Origin of the sequence: Tabrizicola sp. (assembly GCF_034366665.1) — a bacterium.
In the GTDB taxonomy this organism is placed as follows: domain Bacteria; phylum Pseudomonadota; class Alphaproteobacteria; order Rhodobacterales; family Rhodobacteraceae; genus Tabrizicola.
Window position 1 is genome coordinate 16,135 of the sequence record NZ_JAXMMF010000058.1, and the last position, 16,920, is coordinate 33,054.

Sequence of the window (16,920 nt, forward strand, 5' to 3'; positions counted from 1 at the left end):
CTCCATCTGCAGGGGCCTGCCCGCTTTTGGCGCGGGGATCACGCTGCCGTCAACCGCTTAGCGCTGTTTGCGCTTCCCTTGGGCGGATGCCGCCATTACGGTCACGCCCGATTGAAACCGTAAGAGGCACCGATGGCCGACATCAAGGACCCCGAAAACACCATCATCCTGACGCTGAAGGATGGCGAAGTGGTGATCGAACTTCTCGCCGACGTGGCGCCGAAGCATACCGAGCGCATGAAGCAGCTGGCGCGCGACAAGGCCTATGACAACGTGGCCTTCCACCGCGTGATCGATGGCTTCATGGCCCAGACCGGCGACGTGGAAAACGCCAACATGGAAAGCCCCAACTACAACCCGCGCCGCGCGGGGACGGGTGGCTCCTCCTATCCCGACCTGCCGGCGGAATTCTCCAAACTTCCGCATGACCGGGGCACCCTGGGCGCGGCGCGGTCGCAGAACCCGAACTCGGCCAACAGCCAGTTCTTCATCAACTTCCGCGACAACCATTTCCTGAACAACCAGTACACGGTCTATGGCCGCGTCATCGCAGGCATGGAGCATGTCGACAAGATCGCGAAGGGCGAGCCTCCGGCCAACCCCGACCGCATGATCACTGTCAGGGTGGCTGCCGATGTCCAGGCTTGATCGCGTCATCGCAGGCGGCCTCTTTGCCGCCGGTCTCGCCGTCGTCGTGGGCTACGGCATCAGCCAGACCAGCCCGGCGCAGGCCCAGGCCACCGACGGCCCCGGCCCGAACCTGGTGATCGAGATCGCAGGCGCGGCCAATGGCACCGTCGTCATCGACCTTCTGCCAGATGTTGCCCCGCAGCACGTCGCGCAGATCACCGCGCTGGCCAGCGAAGGTGCCTATGACAACGTGGTCTTCCACCGCGTCATCGACGGCTTCATGGCCCAGACCGGCGATGTGTCGAACGGGAAAGCGGGTGGAGACCTGTCGATGGCCGGTATGGGCGGGTCGTCCAAGCCCGACCTGCCGGCCGAATTCACCAACGACCTCAGCTTCCAGCGGGGTGTCGTCGGAATGGCCCGCGCCAATGACCCGAACAGCGCGAACAGCCAGTTCTTCATCATGTTCGGCGACGGCAGCTTCCTTGATGGCCAATACACCATCGTCGGCAACGTCGTCTCGGGGATGGAGGTCGTCGACGCGATCCAGCGCGGCGAGCCGCCAGCGACGCCCGACGTGATGACCAAGGTCACTGTCCAGAACTGACATCGGTAGGGTGGGCGATATCGCCCACCCTACGCCTTAGCCCAGCACGACCAGCGCGTGACGCTTCTTGCCTGCGGTCAGCTTCATCGGTACGGCAAGATGGCTGGCCCCATAGCGCAGCGCGGTATCGGTGACGATCTCGTCGTTCACCTTGGCCCCGCCTTCCATGATCAGCCGCTTGGCATCCTTGCCGCTGGCCGCCAGGCCCGCTTTCACGAACAACTGCACGATCCCCACGCCCTCGGCCAGTTCCCCTGGCTCCAGCGTCACGGTCGGCAGGTCGTCGCCGATCCCGCCCTTTTCGAACACTTCCCGCGCCGTGGCTTCAGCCGCCGCCGCGGCCTCGGCCCCGTGCAGAAGAGTGGTCACGGCGTTCGCAAGCACGATCTTCGCCCCGTTGATCTCGGACCCGCCAAGCGCACCCAGCCGGTCGCAGTCCGCCACCGGCAACTCGGTGTAAAGCTTCAGGAACCGCCCCACATCGGCATCCGTCGTGTTGCGCCAGAACTGCCAGAACTCGTAGGGGCTGAAGAGGTCTGCATTCAGCCACACCGCGCCCGACTGGCTTTTCCCCATCTTCTTGCCGTCGCTCGTGGTCAAAAGCGGAGAAGTCAGCCCGTACACTTCCCCATCAATCACCCGCCGAGTGAGGTCGACGCCGTTCACGATGTTGCCCCACTGGTCGCTACCGCCCATCTGCAACAGGCAGCCGTAACGCCGGTGCAATTCAAGGAAGTCATAGGCCTGTAGGATCATGTAGTTGAATTCCAGAAAGCTCAGGCTTTGCTCCCGGTCCAGCCGCGACTTCACGCTCTCGAAACTCAGCATCCGGTTCACGCTGAAATGCCGTCCGATGTCGCGCAGGAAGCCGATGTAGTTCAGCGCATCCAGCCATTCGGCGTTGTTGACCATCACAGCATCGGTCGGCCCGTCGCCAAAGGTCACGTAAGGAGAGAACGCCCGCTTGATCCCCTCGATATTCGCGTTGATCTGCGCGTCCGTGAGCAAGGGCCGCTCGTCGGCCCGGAACGACGGATCACCGATCTTGGTCGTGCCGCCGCCCATCAGCACGATGGGCTTGCCGCCGCATTTCTGCAGCCAGCGCAGCATCATGATCTGGATCAGGCTGCCGACGTGCAGGCTGGTCGCTGTCGCATCGAAACCGATGTAGCCGGGCAGCACATTCTTCACCAATGCCTCGTCAAGCGCCTGATAATCCGTGCAATCGGCAACAAAGCCGCGCTCGAACATCACGCGCATGAAGTCAGATTTTGGATGGTAGTTCATGGCCGCCTCGGTCTAGGATGTCGCGGCGGTATATCTTCGCATGGGACACAAGGGAAGATGCGGAAGGACGGGGCTTTGTGGGCGCTTGGGACGATGTCCGGCACTTCGCTGGACGGCGTCGATGCCGCGATGATCAAGACGGATGGCCATGCGATCTTTGCCTTCGGTCCCGCTGCCTATCGCCCCTACACGGCCGAGGAACAGGAAACACTCCGGGCAGCCCTTGGCCAATGGCCGGGCGATCCGGATGTCGAGGTGGCCGCCGAAGTGGTGGAAACCGCCCATGCCGAGGTCCTGGCCCGCTTCTCGGGGGCCGAGGTCCTGGGTTTTCACGGCCAGACCCTGGCGCATGACCCGAAGGGCCGCGGCACCCACCAGTGCGGCAACGGCGCGCTTCTGGCGCAGCTTCTGGGCGTGCCGACGGTCTGGGATTTCCGGTCGTCCGACGTCACCATTGGTGGGCAGGGTGCACCCCTCGCCCCCTTCTACCACTACGCGCTCGCCCGCCATATCGGCGCGACCGAGCCGCTGGCTTTCCTCAACCTCGGCGGCGTCGGCAACCTGACCTGGATCGACCCGACCGCCCCTGGCCCCGAAAGCCCCGGCGCGCTTCTGGCCTTCGACACGGGCCCCGCCAACGCGCCCCTCAACGACCTGATGCGGGACCGCCTGGGCGAAAGCCACGACGCGGGCGGTGCGCTGGCTGCCAGCGGCGAGGTGGACGAAGCCTTCGTCGCCTCGGTCCTGAAGGACCCCTGGTTTGACGCCCTGCCGCCGAAATCGCTGGACCGCAACGACTTCAACGGCCTTCTCGATCGGCTGGAGATGCTGGCGGACGCAGATGCCGCCGCCACCCTGACCGCCGTGGCGGCCGCTGCCGTTGCTGCCGCGCAGATCCATTTCCCGGCCCCAGTGACCCGCATCCTGGTCACCGGCGGGGGGCGCAACAACCCCACGCTGATGGCTGAACTCCGCCGCCGCATCCCGGTCCAGATCGACCCGGTCGAGGCCGTGGGTCTGGACGGCGACATGCTGGAGGCGCAGGCTTTCGCCTTCCTTGCCGTCCGTGTGCTGCGCAAGATGGCGACCTCCGGCCCCGATACGACAGGCGCCCCGGCCCTGATTGGCGGCGGCCAGATCAGCCGCCCGGGACCCTAGACCCCGGCCTCCGGGGCCTGGCCCCGCGCGCGAAGCCGCCCCGCCAGAAGCGGCAGGGAATAGATCACCAGCGCCGTCCAGATCAATGCGAAGGCCACCAGCTTCACCCCGCTGAACGGCTCGCCGAAGACGAAGACCGCGGTCAGGAAGATCATCGTCGGCGCGATGTACTGCATGATCGCGATGGTCGACAGCGTCAGCCGCTTGGCCCCATTGGCGTAGATCATCAAGGGCACCGCCGTGACGATCCCGCAGCCCAGCAAAAGGGCGTTGTCCCAGGCCACCCCCTCCAGGAAATGGCCGGTCCCCTGCGTCTGCAGCCAGCCGATATACCCCACAGCCGGGATCAGCAGGATCAGCACCTCCAGCGTGAAGCCCTGGTTCGGCCCGATCGGCAGCCGCCGCTTCAGATAGGCGTAGCATCCCCAGGTCAGGGTCAGGCCCAGGGCGACCACCGGCAACCGTCCCGCCTCCCAGGTCAGGATGCCGACTGCGACCACCGCCAAAGCAATCGCGACAGCCTGCGTCCGCCCCATCCGCTCACCCAGAAGGACCGCGCCAAGAAATATCGAAAACAGCGGGTTGATGTAATACCCAAGGGCCGCATCCAGAGCATGTCCCGACCCGATGGCCCAGACGTAGATCCCCCAGTTGACGCTGATCAGCGCCGCCGTCAGCGCGCCCATCGCCAGCATCCGGGGGCTTCGCAACGCCGCCTTCAGATCCGCCGTCCGCCCAAGCCAGGCGATCACCGCCACCGCAATCGGCACCGACCAGACCACCCGATGCGCGATTACCTCGACCGGGGGAATATGCGCCAGCGCCTTCATGTACAGCGGCAGAAAACCCCACAGCAGATAGGCGGTCAGTGCGTAAAGAAAGCCGGACAGACTGTCGCCGGTCGTGGCACCCGAAGCGGCGTCGTGGCGGGGCAGGGCAGGGGTCTCGCTCATGCCCCATCCCTATCCAAAGCCCCCGCCAGCGGCCACCCTGATCTTGTGCCCCGCACAATCGGCAGCCTTCAGGGCTCTGCGCCTCGGCCCGGCTCTGTCCCGCTTTCGCGCTGACCATCGCCGGTGCAGCGTTCCATCGCCACCAGATACCCCTCGATGAGGCTCCCCCGCCGGGTCGCCCTGACGCAGACCCGATCCCCCGGCACGATCTCCCCCGACGACTGCAGGCGGATTGTCTCGCCCCGATCCAGGGTCACATCCAGATAGCCACCACTTCCCAGCTTCGTGGCCCGGAACTCGTAGGACTGCGCCGTTCCCGCCAGATACCCCAGCAATTCACGCTTGGGATAGACCTGCGGCAGGATCACCAGTGCGCCCAAAGCCGCGACCACCAGAGCCGCCAAACCGATGGCCGGCACGTCCCGCCAGGCAATCACGCGGGACACCTGGGCGTCGGACCGCCACCCATCCCGCAGCACGACACCGTTTAAGCCTAAGGAAGGTCCACGCCCAAGCCGATGATTTCAAACCTTCCCGCTTTCCGTCCACCCCGGACGCCGCGCCAGATACTCCCGCGTGAAGCCGGTATAGCCATCGGCCGTCACGCGCAGCTCCTCCCGCATCAATCCATGCACCTCCGGCAGCCGGTGGAAGGGGACCATCGGCCAGACGTGATGCTCGACATGGTAGGGCATGTTCCAGGCCACCCAGCGAACCGCGCGGGTGGTGAAGGTTGTCCGGGTGTTCTCGAACATGTTGGCGACCTCGGGGCAGTCGCCGTGTTCCGCCAAGAGATAGAGACGCAGGAAAGGCTGGCCCAGCAGGGACGGCACCACCCAGACCCACAGGACGACATCCGTCCAGACCAGCGACAGCCCCGCCAGAGCGTAGACCAGTGCCATTCCCCGCGCCTCGGCCACGATCCGCCCCTTGGCGCCCTCGGCCACGAAGCTGTCCGTCACGCGGCCGCGGACCAGCGCCGCCAAGAGGCTCACCTCGGACCACCAGTAAGGCAGGCCGGACACATGCCAGACCCAGGCGCCCCGCGTCGCAGGCTTCGGCCCCGCCAGCTCCGGGTCCTTCCCCGGCAGGTTCGTCCAGCGGTGATGCGCCATGTGGAAGGCGCGGAACCACTCGAATGGCAGCACCAGCAGCAGCCCGCACAGCCGCCCGACCCAGTCGTTCAGCCAGGCCGTCCGGAACGGAGTCCGGTGCGTCGCTTCATGCTCCAGCGTGAAGAGGAAGGTGATCAGTACCCCCTGCACCGGCAGCAGCAGCCACCATCCCGGCACGCCGACGGCAATCAGCGCACCCACCGCAAGGATCGCCCCCAGATGTCCGGCCAGATGCCGCAGACCCGGCCCGTCCGAACGGTCCACCATTGCCTCGCGCACCGCGACGGGCACCGAGGCCAGGAACGCCCTGTGATCCCTCATGCCTTGGGAAGCTCCCAGCCGGAAGGCGCAAGCTCGAACCCCTCGAAGCGGAACCCCGGGCTGACCGTGCAACTGACCAGCGTCCAGTCGCCCAGCGACCGCGCCGCCTGCCACCAGCCTGCGGGCACCACCGCCTGCACCACCTGGCCCCCCAGCACATCCGGCCCCAGCCGGACATCTGACGCCGCATCCTGCCCCAAGGACAGCACCAGCGGCGCGCCCGCATGCCACAGCCAGATCTCGTCCGCGTCCACCCGGTGCCAATGGCTCCGCTCTCCGGCCTTCAGCAGGAACAGGATCGCCGTCCCGCTCGCCCGACCCTCGACCACAGGCCCGACCCAGGTCTGCCGGTACCAGCCCCCTTCAGGATGCGGCTGCAAGCCCAGCCTGCGAATGATCTCGTCCGCGCTCATGCCCGCTTCCACTCCCCCGGAGCCAACCCCTCCAGCGTCCAGTCGCCGACCCGCCAGCGGATCAGCCGCAGGCAGGGCAGGCCCACCGCCGCACACATCCGCCGGACCTGCCGGTTCCGCCCTTCGCGCAGGGTGATCTCGACCCAGGCGTCCGGCACCGACTTGCGCACGCGGATCGGCGGCACGCGCGGCCACAGCCACTCCGGCTCTGGCACCGCATCTGCCCCCGCGCGCAGCGTCGGGCCGTCGTTCAGCACCACTCCGGCCCGCAACCGTTCCAGCGCGGCCTCTGAAACCACCCCTTCGACCTGCGCCAGATAGGTCTTTTCCAGCTTGTGCCGGGGGTCCGCGATCCGCGCCTGCAGCTTGCCGTCATCGGTCAGGACCACCAGCCCCTCGCTGTCCCGGTCCAGCCGACCGGCCGGGTAGACGTTCTTCACCGGCACGAAATCCGCCAAGACCGCCCGCTCCCCCTCGCGCGAGAACTGGCACAGCACGTCATAGGGTTTGTTCAGCAGGATCAGCGTCATGACCCGAACCTACAGGACGCAAGGAGGGTGGGAAAGGCGATTGCCAAGCCCGGCCCGCCATGCCAGCCTTTTCCCATGTCCCAGACCCTGATCATCGGCGCCGGGATCACCGGCGCGGCGCTTGCCTACCAGCTTTACCGGCGCGGCCAGACCGCCACCATCGTCTCGACCCATGCCGAAGGCGGCCTCGCCTCGGCCGCCAGCTTCGGCTGGCTGAACGCCTCGTACTTCCTTAGCCGCCCGCATTATCACCTGCGCTACCAGGGCCTTGCCGCCCACCGCCGCCTGACCGCCCAGCTTTCGGGGCTGCCGACCACCTGGCCCGGCTGCGTCTGGTATGAAGCAACGGGCGACGCGCAGGCCGAAACCGCCGCCGACCTGCGCGCGCTTGGCTACACCGTCGAAGCCCTGACCAAGGCCCAGATTGCCGCGAAACTTCCCGCGCTTGGCCCCGTCCCGGAAACCGCGCTGCACTTCCCCGAAGAGGGCGTCGCCGACCCCGCCACCCTGGCCCGCGCCCTGATCGCTGCCTCGGGGGCAAAGGTCATCCGCGCGACCGTCCAATCGTTGACCAGCGACCACGGCAAGGTGATTGGCGCGCTGACCGACCTTGGCCCGCTGATCGCAGACCGGGTCATTCTGGCCACGGGAACCGGCACGCCCGCGCTGCTTCAGCCCCTCGGCCTTGCCTTGCCGATGCTGACACGCCCCGGCCTGATGCTGACGACGAACGCCCTGCCGCCGATCTGCCCCGTGGTTCTTGCCACCCCCGACCAGGAGGTCCGCCAGGACGCGATGGGCCACCTTCACGCACCGGCCTCGGCTGGCCACCAGGGCGATCACGCCGAAAGCCTGGGGTCATTCCCGGTGGTGATCAACGCGACCCTGCAGCGCCTGCGCGGCCTGTTTCCCGGGCAGGAGATCCACTTCGGCCGCCAGGCGATGGCCCTGCGCCCGGTCCCCGGTGACGGATTGCCCGTGGTGGGGCAGGGGCCGGTTCCGGGTCTGTGGCTGGCGGTGATGCATTCCGGTGCGACGCTGGCCCCCGTGGTGGCCGAGCACTTGGTCGACGAGATCATCGGTGGCGTCGAAAGCCCGCTTCTGGCAGAGTTCCGCCCCACCCGCTTCCAGTAGAAAAACGGGCGCTCCGATCCGGGCGCCCGCGGATTTCTTCAAAGAAATCAGTCCGGAGTTTTCGAAAACTCCGGTCCCGACGTCAGGCCTTCAGCACGCTGCGCCCGGCATATTCCGCCGTCTCGCCCAGCAGCTCCTCGATCCGGATCAGCTGGTTGTACTTCGCCAACCGGTCCGACCGCGACAGCGATCCGGTCTTGATCTGCCCGCAGTTCGTCGCCACCGCGAGGTCCGCGATCGTCGCATCCTCGGTCTCGCCCGAACGATGGCTCATCACGTTGGTATAGCGCGCGCGGTGCGCCATCTCGACGGCCTGCAGCGTCTCGGTCAGGGTGCCAATCTGGTTGACCTTGACGAGCATGGAGTTCGCGCAGCCCGCCGTGATGCCCTCGGCCAGACGGCGCGGGTTGGTGACGAAGAGATCGTCGCCGACCAACTGGATCTTGGACCCAAGCTTGTCGGTCAGAAGCTTCCAGCCCGCCCAGTCATCCTCGGAGCAACCGTCCTCGATGCTGATGATCGGATAGTCCGCCGCAAGGCCGGCCAGGAACTCGACGTTCTCTTCGATGGACAGGGACTTGCCCTCGCCCTTCATCTCGTACTTGCCGCCCTTGAAGTATTCGGTGGCCGCGCAATCCAGCGCCAAATAGATATCCTCACCCGGCTTGTAGCCCGCCTTCTCGATGGATTTCAGAATGAAATCAAGTGCGTCTCGGGCAGAGTTCAAGTTGGGTGCGAAGCCGCCCTCATCGCCGACGTTGGTGTTGTGGCCGGCGGCCGACAACTCCTTCTTCAGAGTGTGGAACACTTCCGACCCCATCCGAACCGCCTCGCGGATATCGGACGCGCCCACCGGCATGATCATGAATTCCTGGATGTCGATCGGGTTGTCCGCGTGTTCCCCGCCGTTGATGATGTTCATCATCGGCACTGGCAAGATATGGGCGGAAGTCCCTCCAACGTAACGATAAAGCGGCTGCGCGGTGAACTCGGCCGCGGCTTTCGCCACCGCCAGGGACACGCCCAGGATCGCGTTCGCGCCCAGCCGGGACTTGTTCGGCGTGCCGTCCATCTCGATCATCGTGCGGTCGATGCCGACCTGCTCGGTCGCGTCGAACCCCACCAGTTCCTCGGCCAGCTCGCCGTTGACGGCCGCCACAGCCTCCAGAACGCCCTTGCCCTTGTAGCGCTTGGCGTCGCCATCGCGGCGCTCGTTCGCCTCATGCGCGCCGGTGGACGCGCCCGAGGGCACCGCCGCGCGGCCCATGCTGCCGTCTTCCAGCGTGACGTCCACCTCGACCGTCGGGTTGCCCCGGCTGTCCAGGATTTCGCGGGCGTGAATGTCGATGATCGTGCTCATGGGGTTCCCTCAAGGCCGAATGAATGCTCTCATCGGCCCGTTTACCCCGCCTCACGCCACAGGGGAAGCGCGTTTCCTCGCCCGTTCCCGCGCAAAGGCGTAAAGCCCCGACCCCACCACCAGCGCCGCACCCAGAAGGGTGGACGGCTCGGGCCGTTCGCCCAGGAAAACCATCGCGATCCCCATCGCAAAGACCAGCCGCGTATAGCGGAAGGGGGCGACGACCGAGACCTCGCCCAGCCGCATGGCCGCGACAACCGCGTAGTACCCGAACAACCCCGAGACCAGCGCGCCCCCCAGCCCCGCCCATTGACCGGGCGTCGGCTGGACAAAGCTTTGCCCCATCCCCGCCATCAGCGCAGCCCCTGCGGGGACCAGCCCCAGATAGGCCCAGGTCGCGACCTGGAACGTCCCGATCCGCGCCGGCATCACCCGGGTCGCCAGATCCCGCGCAGCCAGCAGCACCACGCAGGCCACGGTCAGAAGCCCCGTCGGATCAAACTCTGCATCCCAGGGCTTCAGGATGACCAGCACCCCCAGGAATCCGACCAAGATCGACACCCAGCGCCGCCATCCGACCTTTTCCCCCAGAAACATCGCCGCCCCCGCGACCACCACCAGCGGCGAGGCCTGCAACAGGGCCGAGGTCATCGTCAGCGGTGCCAGCGCCAGCGCCACGATATACAGCATCGCCGCCCCGGCTTCGGCCAGCGTCCGCACCAACGCCACGCCCCGCAAAGCCTCACCCGACAGCACGGGCTGCCGCTGCCCAGCCGCCAGCGCCCAGAAGACGCAAGCCCCCGCCGCCCCGGTCAAGGCCAGCACCTGACCGGGAGGCAAAGCCTCGGCCGAGCGTTTCAGGAACAGGTCCTCGACGGCGAAGAACGCCATCGAGCCGACCATCAGCAGCGCCGCGCGTGTGTTGTCAGCCGCCTGCGACGCGGGGGTCATGCGCATTCTCCTTCAGGACCCCGCAGGGCTACACCGCCCCCCGGGGAAAGGAAACCTCAGCGATAAAGCCGCGGCGCGCCCGCCTTGTCGTGCATCGCGTTGACGTCATCCGGCGACAGGTCCAGCGCGCTGGCCAGCTGGTGCAGGTAATCCGCCTCGGCCCGCGCATCTAGGTCGATGGCCATCAGCGACACCATGTAGACCTGCGGCTCCAGCCCCGCGGGGACCGCGCGCGCCAGGCCCTGCACATCCACCGGACGCGACAGCTCGGCCTGGACGGCCTTCACTTCGCGCGGGTCGGCCTCGCCCATCGCCTGCATCAACCGGTCGCGTTCGGCATCGTCCAGATCACCGTCACACATGACCGCCTGGATCACCGCCCGCAGCATCAAGGCTGCCGACAGCTCCTCCTCGCGCTCGGGCTCGGGCAGCAGCACCGGCCCGCCCTGACGGCCCGGCTTGTCTGCCAGCACCTGATCCAGCAGGTCTCCCACCCCGCCCGAGTTGCGCGGAACCGAGCCGTCGCGTGCACCAGTGGTGCCGCGCCCGGTCAACTGGCCCAGGATGTCATCCAGCCCCCCTTTGGGTGCCGTTGCCCGGGGCGAGGACCGCTTCTGCCCCGACAGCTGGTCCAGCAGGTCGCCCAGCCCGCCCCCCGATTGCCCGACCGACTGCCCCGTCTTGCGCGTCGTCCGGCCCGAGGACCGCCCGCTGCCCAGGATGTCGCCCATCATGTCCTCCAGCCCGCCCTTCGACCGCGAGTCGATCCGCGTGCTGCGCCCGGCGCTGGTCGTTCCGGTGGAGCCACCGGTAAATCCCTTCGTCACGCTTGAGACGCCCTTCGCAACCAGCATCCCGATTGCCACCTTCAACAAGGTCTTGCCGATACCCATCATGCCCCCCACTGTCTGGACCCGGATGACAGCCTTCCTTGCCGCCGCGCGCCGGTCAATGCAAAAGGGTGGACCGGCAGGGGGGAAAGATGCGCAAGGCAAAGCTGGACGGGGCAGGGGTGGCGATGCTCCTTGGGGTGCAGGGCCTGCTTGCGGTCAACCAGATCATCATCAAGCTGGTGAATGTCGGCCTGCAGCCGGTGTTCTTTGCCGGGCTCCGCTCGCTTCTGGCCATCGGTTTCGTCTGGGCCTGGCTGGTGTGGAAGGGCCGCCCGCCGCGGCTGCGCCGCGAAGCCTGGGGCTCGGGCCTGTTGATCGGCGCGCTTTTCGCGGTCGAGTTCCTGTTCCTTTTCCTTGCGCTTGATCTGACGTCGGTCGGCCGGGCTTCGCTTATCATGTACTCGATGCCGGTCTGGTTTGCGATCCTGGCGCATTTCGGGTTGGGCGAGCGGATCACCGGCCCCCGCGCCGCGGGCCTTGCGCTGGCCTTCGCGGGCTGCGCCGTGGCGATCCTGTCGCGGCCCGACACCGGCGAGGCCAGCCTGGCCGGGGACCTCTGCGCGCTTGGTGCGGCCTGGGGCTGGGCGCTGACCGCTTTCGTTGCGCGCCGTCCGGTGATGCGCGCCGAAGGGGCCGAGATGCAGCTGTTCTGGATGGTCCTTGTCTCGGCGCCGATCCTGCTGCTGGCAGCCCCCTTGTTCGGGCCGCTGATCCGGGACCTGCAACCCCTACATATAGTGGGTCTGGTGTTTCAGTCCTCGGTGGTCGTGGCGGGGGGATTCATCGCCTGGCTCTGGTTGCTGTCGGTCTATCCCTCGTCCACCGTGGCGTCGTTTTCCTTCCTCACGCCGATCCTTGCGCTTCTCCTGGGGGCGCTCCTCTTTGGCGAAACTCTGGGCCTGCCGATTCTCCTTGCGGCCATTCTGGTGGCCGCGGGGATCGTGCTGATGAACCGGCCTGCGACATCTGCGCCCGGTCGGGGCTGACACCGGAATCGCCCGACGGCACGATCGCCCGGCCTGTGGGCATCTCAAGACCGGCAAGCAACCGGGCCGGATTGCAGCATAAAACGCGACTCTTCACAAACTGCGCGAAGTCTGTCCCCAGAACTGTCCACAACGCCCGCTCACATCGGGTCGCGCCCGCGTGATGTGACCTGCAAAGCGTCAAGCCGGAAAATTCGCTACAACTGGAAATTTTTCCGTTGATCGGCCCCCAAGATTACGACACTTTGACAAAGCGGCAGGGGACACCACTAAATCTAGTGCCGCGGTGAACAGGCAAGTCGACCCACACAAAGGGCATCCAAATCGGATGCGACCCTCTTGACGGCGCATACCGTCAGGATCGGATGGGTTTTGCCCAGGCACTGCGGCAGGCGATGGTGGCCTGCGATTTTAACAATCAAGCGGCCGATTTCGGGCCGCAAAAAACAGGAGTTCAGGGGCATGAAGATCGAGCGGAAGTTCACCACCGAGGCCACCGGCGCGTATGGCGCGATGGCGTTTGCCATCACCACCTCGGAAATCCGCAACCCGGACGGCAAGGTCGTCTTCCGCAACGAGGCCGTCGAAGTGCCCGAGGGCTGGAGCCAGGTCGCGTCCGACGTGCTCGCCCAGAAGTATTTCCGCAAGGCAGGCGTTCCGGCGGTGCTGAAGAAGGTCAAGGAAAAGGGCGTTCCCGAATTCCTGTGGCGTTCCGTCCCCGATGAGGTTGCCCTCGCGCAGCTGCCCGAAGATCAACGTATAGTGGGTGAGACTTCGGCCAAGCAGGTCTTCGACCGCCTTGCCGGGGCCTGGGCCTATTGGGGCTGGAAGGGTGGCTATTTCACCACCGAAGCCGACGCCCGGGCCTACTACGACGAGATGCGCTTCATGCTCGCGCGCCAGATGGCCGCGCCGAACTCGCCCCAGTGGTTCAACACCGGCCTGCACTGGGCCTACGGCATCGACGGCCCGTCGCAGGGCCACTTCTACGTCGACCACCAGACCGGCAAGCTGACCAAGTCGGCCTCGGCCTATGAACACCCCCAGCCCCACGCCTGCTTCATCCAGTCCGTGAAGGACGATCTGGTGGGCGACGGCGGCATCATGGACCTCTGGGTCCGCGAGGCGCGTCTCTTCAAATACGGCTCCGGCACCGGCACCAACTTCTCCTCGCTGCGCGGGGAAGGGGAGAAGCTGTCGGGCGGCGGCAAATCCTCGGGTCTGATGGGGTTCCTCAAGATCGGTGACCGCGCCGCTGGCGCCATCAAGTCCGGCGGCACCACCCGCCGCGCGGCCAAGATGGTCATCATCGACATGGACCACCCGGATGTCGAAGACTTCATCAACTGGAAGGTCATCGAGGAACAGAAGGTCGCCTCGCTGGTGGCCGGTTCCAAGGTCCACTCCGCCCGCCTGAACGACATCTTCGCCGCGATCAAATCCTTCGACGGCTCGATGGACGGCGCGACCGATCCGACCCTGAACCCGGCGCTCAAGGCCGCGATCAAGGCCGCCAAGAAGGCGATGATCCCCGACACCTACACCAACCGCATCCTGCAATACGCGCGGCAGGGCTTCACCTCGATCGAATTCCCGACCTACGACACCGACTGGGATTCCGAGGCCTATATCTCCGTCTCCGGCCAGAACTCCAACAACTCGGTCCGCGTAACTGACGCCTTCCTTCAGGCCGTGAAGAACGACAAACCGTGGGAGCTGATCCGCCGCACCGACGGCAAGGTCGCCAAGACCGTCTCCGCGCGTGAGCTTTGGGACCAGATCGGCCACGCCGCCTGGGCCTGCGCCGACCCCGGCATCCAGTTCCACGACACCGTCAACGCCTGGCACACCTGCCCCGAAGACGGCGCGATCCGTGGCTCGAACCCCTGCTCGGAGTACATGTTCCTCGACGACACCGCCTGCAACCTCGCATCGATGAACCTGCTGACGTTCCAGAAGAACGCCAATTTCGACGCCGAGGCTTACATCCACGCCTCGCGGCTCTGGACCATCACCCTGGAAATCAGCGTGATGATGGCGCAGTTCCCCTCCAAGGAAATCGCCCAGCTCAGCTACGACTTCCGCACCCTCGGCCTCGGCTACGCCAACATCGGCGGCCTTCTGATGAACATGGGCCTTGGCTATGACAGCGACGAAGGCCGCGCCCTCTGCGGTGCCCTGACCGCGATCATGACCGGCGTCGCCTACGCGACCTCGGCCGAGATGGCCAAGGAACTGGGGCCCTTCTCCGGCTACGCCCGCAACCGTGAGCACATGCTCCGCGTCATCCGCAACCACCGCGCGGCCGCCCACGGCACGGCTTACGAAGGTCTGAACGTCCCCGCCGTCGCCCTGGACCAGGCGAACTGCCCGGACCAAAGCCTTGTCCAGCTTGCCAAATCCGCCTGGGACGAAGCCCTGCGCCTGGGCGAAGCCCACGGCTACCGCAACGCCCAGACCACCGTGATCGCCCCCACCGGCACCATCGGCCTCGTCATGGACTGCGACACCACCGGCATCGAGCCCGACTTCGCCCTCGTCAAGTTCAAGAAACTGGCGGGAGGCGGCTACTTCAAGATCATCAACCAGTCGGTCCCCGCCGCCTTGGAGACCCTCGGCTACACCACCGCCCAAGCCGCCGAGATCGTCGCCCACGCCGTCGGCCATGCCTCGCTCGGCCAGGCCCCCGGCATCAACCACACGTCCCTCATCGGCCACGGCTTCGGCCCGCGTGAGATCGAAAAGCTGGAGGCCGCTCTCCCCTCGGCCTTCGACATCAAGTTCGTTTTCAACCAGTGGACCCTGGGCGAGGATTTCTGCAAGAAAACCCTCGGCATCCCCGAAGAGAAACTGAACGACCCGACCTTCGACCTCCTGCGCCACCTCGGCTTCACCAAGGCCCAGATCGACGCCGCCAACGACCACGTCTGCGGCACGATGACGCTGGAAAACGCGCCGCACCTGAAGCCCGAGCACTACTCGGTGTTCGACTGCGCAAACCCCTGCGGCAAGACCGGCAAGCGGTTCCTCTCGGTCAACAGCCACATCACCATGATGGCCGCCGCCCAAAGCTTCATCTCCGGCGCGATCTCCAAGACGATCAACATGCCGAACAACGCCACCATCGCGGAAACGCTGGCGGCCTATGAGCTTTCCCACTCGCTCGGCATCAAGGCCAACGCCCTCTATCGTGACGGCTCCAAACTCTCCCAGCCCCTCGCCTCCGCCCTGATCGAGGACGACGAGGAAGCTGAGGAAACCCTGACCAACGGCTCGCTGATGGAGAAGGCCACCGTCATCGCCGAGAAGATCGTCGAGAAGGTGATCATCAAGGAGATCGTCCGCTCCAACCGCGAAAAGCTGCCCGAGCGTCGCAAGGGCTATACCCAGAAGGCCATCGTCGGCGGCCACAAGGTGTACTTGCGCACCGGCGAATACCAGGACGGCTCGCTTGGTGAGATCTTCATCGACATGCACAAGGAAGGGGCCGGCTTCCGCGCGATGATGAACAACTTCGCCATCGCGGTCTCGGTCGGCCTGCAGTACGGCGTCCCGCTGGAGGAATTCGTCGAGGCCTTCACCTTCACCCGTTTTGAGCCGGCCGGCATGGTGCAGGGCAACGACTCGATCAAGAACGCGACCTCGATCCTCGACTACATCTTCCGCGAACTGGCGGTTTCCTACCTCGACCGCACCGACCTTGCCCACGTTGCACCCAAGGGTGCTGCGTTCGACGACCTCGGTCGCGGAGATGAGGAAGGCAAGCGCAACATCACCGAGCCGAGCGAAAACGCCGCCTCGAAGTCGCTGGAGGTCCTGCGTCAGGTCGCCTCGACCGGCTACATGCGCAAACGCCTGCCGCACGAGTTCACCGTGCTGCAAGGCGGCCAGACCACCGCGTTCGGCGGCCTCGCCACCGGCACCGACATGGCCGCCCCGATGACCGCAGTCCTGTCCGAAACACGGGTCCCCGGCTTCGCCGAGTCGACCAGCACCTTCGCCCTCGGCGCCACCGACGCCCGGACCAAGGCCAAACTCTCCGGTTACACCGGCGACAGCTGCTCGGAGTGCGGGAACTACACGATGGTCAGGAACGGGTCCTGCCTGAAGTGCAACTCGTGCGGTGCTACGACGGGGTGCAGCTGATCTGAGATTGGGTTGGGGTGTTCCGTTGGCGCGGAACACCCCAGCTTTCCGGCGTGTATATGGCACAACGTCGGAGAAGCTTTCTCGCCCCTCGCGGGACGATGCTCCTTAGGATCACGGTTCATGGAAAGCGGCAATACAGTGCCTGAAACTGTCCACCAGAATTCCACGCCTGTGGAAACTGGGGATAACTCGAAAGGCAGGTGATTCCAGTGAGCAAGGCTAGCAGGCAAAAGGTGACAAGTCCTGCGGTTGCGAAGAAGGCTTCCAAAGCCCTTTCTGACGCAAGTACGCCGAAGAAGCTGAGGGCGCCGATCGCTTCGGCCCTCGCACAAGCTGTCGGAAAGCGGAAACGCTAAGGCAAGCTGCCAACTGAACGGGCGGGGTCTGCTCCCCGCCCGTTTCCCTTTTGGCGCGTGCAAAGCCATTTCACTTG

General features: G+C 65.9%; 15 protein-coding genes. 6 read left to right on the top strand and 9 right to left on the bottom strand.

Features of this window, described 5'->3' with window-relative positions:
• Positions 1-132 precede the first annotated feature (132 nt).
• Both U1E69_RS07910 and U1E69_RS07915 read left to right on the top strand, forming a co-directional pair.
• On the top strand, positions 133-648 hold the full coding sequence (locus tag U1E69_RS07910; RefSeq protein ID WP_322243809.1) for a peptidylprolyl isomerase: 516 nt from the start codon (positions 133-135) through the stop codon (positions 646-648).
• A complete protein-coding gene (locus U1E69_RS07915) occupies positions 635-1,237 on the top strand; it encodes a peptidylprolyl isomerase (protein WP_322243810.1) in 603 nt (200 codons plus the stop codon). The genes U1E69_RS07910 and U1E69_RS07915 overlap by 14 nt, the downstream gene beginning before the upstream one ends.
• Positions 1,238-1,273: 36 nt before the next feature.
• On the opposite strand, the gene tyrS is transcribed toward U1E69_RS07915, so the two are convergent.
• A complete protein-coding gene (tyrS, locus tag U1E69_RS07920; RefSeq protein WP_322243812.1) occupies positions 1,274-2,524 on the bottom strand; it encodes a tyrosine--tRNA ligase in 1,251 nt (416 codons plus the stop codon).
• A 57-nt stretch (positions 2,525-2,581) separates the two neighbouring features.
• Here tyrS and U1E69_RS07925 point away from each other — a divergent pair, with 57 nt between their 5' ends.
• On the top strand, positions 2,582-3,682 hold the full coding sequence (locus U1E69_RS07925) for an anhydro-N-acetylmuramic acid kinase (RefSeq protein WP_322243813.1): 1,101 nt from the start codon (positions 2,582-2,584) through the stop codon (positions 3,680-3,682).
• On the opposite strand, the gene rarD is transcribed toward U1E69_RS07925, so the two are convergent.
• The 5 genes from rarD to U1E69_RS07950 all read right to left on the bottom strand — a co-directional run bounded on the left by rarD (position 3,679) and on the right by U1E69_RS07950 (position 7,014).
• A complete protein-coding gene (gene rarD / locus U1E69_RS07930) occupies positions 3,679-4,635 on the bottom strand; it encodes an EamA family transporter RarD (protein WP_322243814.1) in 957 nt (318 codons plus the stop codon). The genes U1E69_RS07925 and rarD overlap by 4 nt on opposite strands.
• A gap of 68 nt (positions 4,636-4,703) precedes the next feature.
• Positions 4,704-5,114: a hypothetical protein gene (locus U1E69_RS07935; protein WP_322243816.1), complete on the bottom strand. Its 411-nt coding sequence runs from the start codon at positions 5,112-5,114 to the stop codon at positions 4,704-4,706.
• Positions 5,115-5,159: 45 nt separating this feature from the next.
• Positions 5,160-6,071, bottom strand: coding sequence for a fatty acid desaturase (locus tag U1E69_RS07940; RefSeq protein WP_322243817.1), 912 nt, complete (start codon positions 6,069-6,071; stop codon positions 5,160-5,162).
• Positions 6,068-6,484 carry a cupin domain-containing protein gene (locus U1E69_RS07945; protein WP_322243819.1) on the bottom strand — a complete coding sequence of 139 codons (417 nt, stop codon included), beginning with the start codon at positions 6,482-6,484 and terminating at the stop codon, positions 6,068-6,070. Before U1E69_RS07945 ends, U1E69_RS07940 begins: the two co-directional genes overlap by 4 nt.
• On the bottom strand, positions 6,481-7,014 hold the full coding sequence (locus tag U1E69_RS07950; RefSeq protein ID WP_322243820.1) for a pseudouridine synthase: 534 nt from the start codon (positions 7,012-7,014) through the stop codon (positions 6,481-6,483). The genes U1E69_RS07945 and U1E69_RS07950 overlap by 4 nt, the downstream gene beginning before the upstream one ends.
• Before the next feature lie 75 nt (positions 7,015-7,089).
• Here U1E69_RS07950 and U1E69_RS07955 point away from each other — a divergent pair, with 75 nt between their 5' ends.
• Positions 7,090-8,148 carry an FAD-dependent oxidoreductase gene (locus U1E69_RS07955; RefSeq protein WP_322243822.1) on the top strand — a complete coding sequence of 353 codons (1,059 nt, stop codon included), beginning with the start codon at positions 7,090-7,092 and terminating at the stop codon, positions 8,146-8,148.
• Between the two features lie 82 nt (positions 8,149-8,230).
• On the opposite strand, the gene eno is transcribed toward U1E69_RS07955, so the two are convergent.
• From eno to U1E69_RS07970, 3 genes are read right to left on the bottom strand one after another with little or no spacing between them, the layout of a single operon-like run.
• Complete coding sequence (gene eno, locus U1E69_RS07960) at positions 8,231-9,508, bottom strand: phosphopyruvate hydratase (RefSeq protein ID WP_322243824.1); 1,278 nt, start codon at positions 9,506-9,508, stop codon at positions 8,231-8,233.
• Between the two features lie 51 nt (positions 9,509-9,559).
• The gene (locus U1E69_RS07965) at positions 9,560-10,459 is read right to left on the bottom strand and encodes a DMT family transporter (RefSeq protein WP_322243826.1); all 900 of its coding nucleotides are present in this window, start codon (positions 10,457-10,459) and stop codon (positions 9,560-9,562) included.
• Between the two features lie 56 nt (positions 10,460-10,515).
• On the bottom strand, positions 10,516-11,352 hold the full coding sequence (locus tag U1E69_RS07970) for a DUF533 domain-containing protein (RefSeq protein WP_322243827.1): 837 nt from the start codon (positions 11,350-11,352) through the stop codon (positions 10,516-10,518).
• A gap of 89 nt (positions 11,353-11,441) precedes the next feature.
• Between U1E69_RS07970 and U1E69_RS07975 the strand changes: the two genes are divergently transcribed.
• The gene (locus tag U1E69_RS07975; protein WP_322243828.1) at positions 11,442-12,338 is read left to right on the top strand and encodes a DMT family transporter; all 897 of its coding nucleotides are present in this window, start codon (positions 11,442-11,444) and stop codon (positions 12,336-12,338) included.
• Positions 12,339-12,800: 462 nt separating this feature from the next.
• A complete protein-coding gene (locus tag U1E69_RS07980) occupies positions 12,801-16,484 on the top strand; it encodes a vitamin B12-dependent ribonucleotide reductase (protein WP_322243829.1) in 3,684 nt (1,227 codons plus the stop codon).
• The last annotated feature ends 436 nt before the right edge of the window (positions 16,485-16,920 follow it).

What these genes read in the sequence shown, in the direction of transcription:
- U1E69_RS07940 (WP_322243817.1), bottom strand. Translation starts at nt 6,071, where the DNA reads ATGAGGGATCACAGGGCGTTCCTGGCCTCGGTGCCCGTCGCGGTGCGC.
- U1E69_RS07915 (WP_322243810.1), top strand. Translation starts at nt 635, where the DNA reads ATGTCCAGGCTTGATCGCGTCATCGCAGGCGGCCTCTTTGCCGCCGGT.
- U1E69_RS07970 (WP_322243827.1), bottom strand. Translation starts at nt 11,352, where the DNA reads ATGGGTATCGGCAAGACCTTGTTGAAGGTGGCAATCGGGATGCTGGTT.
- U1E69_RS07950 (WP_322243820.1), bottom strand. Translation starts at nt 7,014, where the DNA reads ATGACGCTGATCCTGCTGAACAAACCCTATGACGTGCTGTGCCAGTTC.
- U1E69_RS07975 (WP_322243828.1), top strand. Translation starts at nt 11,442, where the DNA reads ATGCGCAAGGCAAAGCTGGACGGGGCAGGGGTGGCGATGCTCCTTGGG.
- U1E69_RS07955 (WP_322243822.1), top strand. Translation starts at nt 7,090, where the DNA reads ATGTCCCAGACCCTGATCATCGGCGCCGGGATCACCGGCGCGGCGCTT.
- U1E69_RS07910 (WP_322243809.1), top strand. Translation starts at nt 133, where the DNA reads ATGGCCGACATCAAGGACCCCGAAAACACCATCATCCTGACGCTGAAG.
- tyrS (WP_322243812.1), bottom strand. Translation starts at nt 2,524, where the DNA reads ATGAACTACCATCCAAAATCTGACTTCATGCGCGTGATGTTCGAGCGC.
- U1E69_RS07980 (WP_322243829.1), top strand. Translation starts at nt 12,801, where the DNA reads ATGAAGATCGAGCGGAAGTTCACCACCGAGGCCACCGGCGCGTATGGC.
- eno (WP_322243824.1), bottom strand. Translation starts at nt 9,508, where the DNA reads ATGAGCACGATCATCGACATTCACGCCCGCGAAATCCTGGACAGCCGG.
- rarD (WP_322243814.1), bottom strand. Translation starts at nt 4,635, where the DNA reads ATGAGCGAGACCCCTGCCCTGCCCCGCCACGACGCCGCTTCGGGTGCC.
- U1E69_RS07925 (WP_322243813.1), top strand. Translation starts at nt 2,582, where the DNA reads ATGCGGAAGGACGGGGCTTTGTGGGCGCTTGGGACGATGTCCGGCACT.
- U1E69_RS07965 (WP_322243826.1), bottom strand. Translation starts at nt 10,459, where the DNA reads ATGACCCCCGCGTCGCAGGCGGCTGACAACACACGCGCGGCGCTGCTG.
- U1E69_RS07945 (WP_322243819.1), bottom strand. Translation starts at nt 6,484, where the DNA reads ATGAGCGCGGACGAGATCATTCGCAGGCTGGGCTTGCAGCCGCATCCT.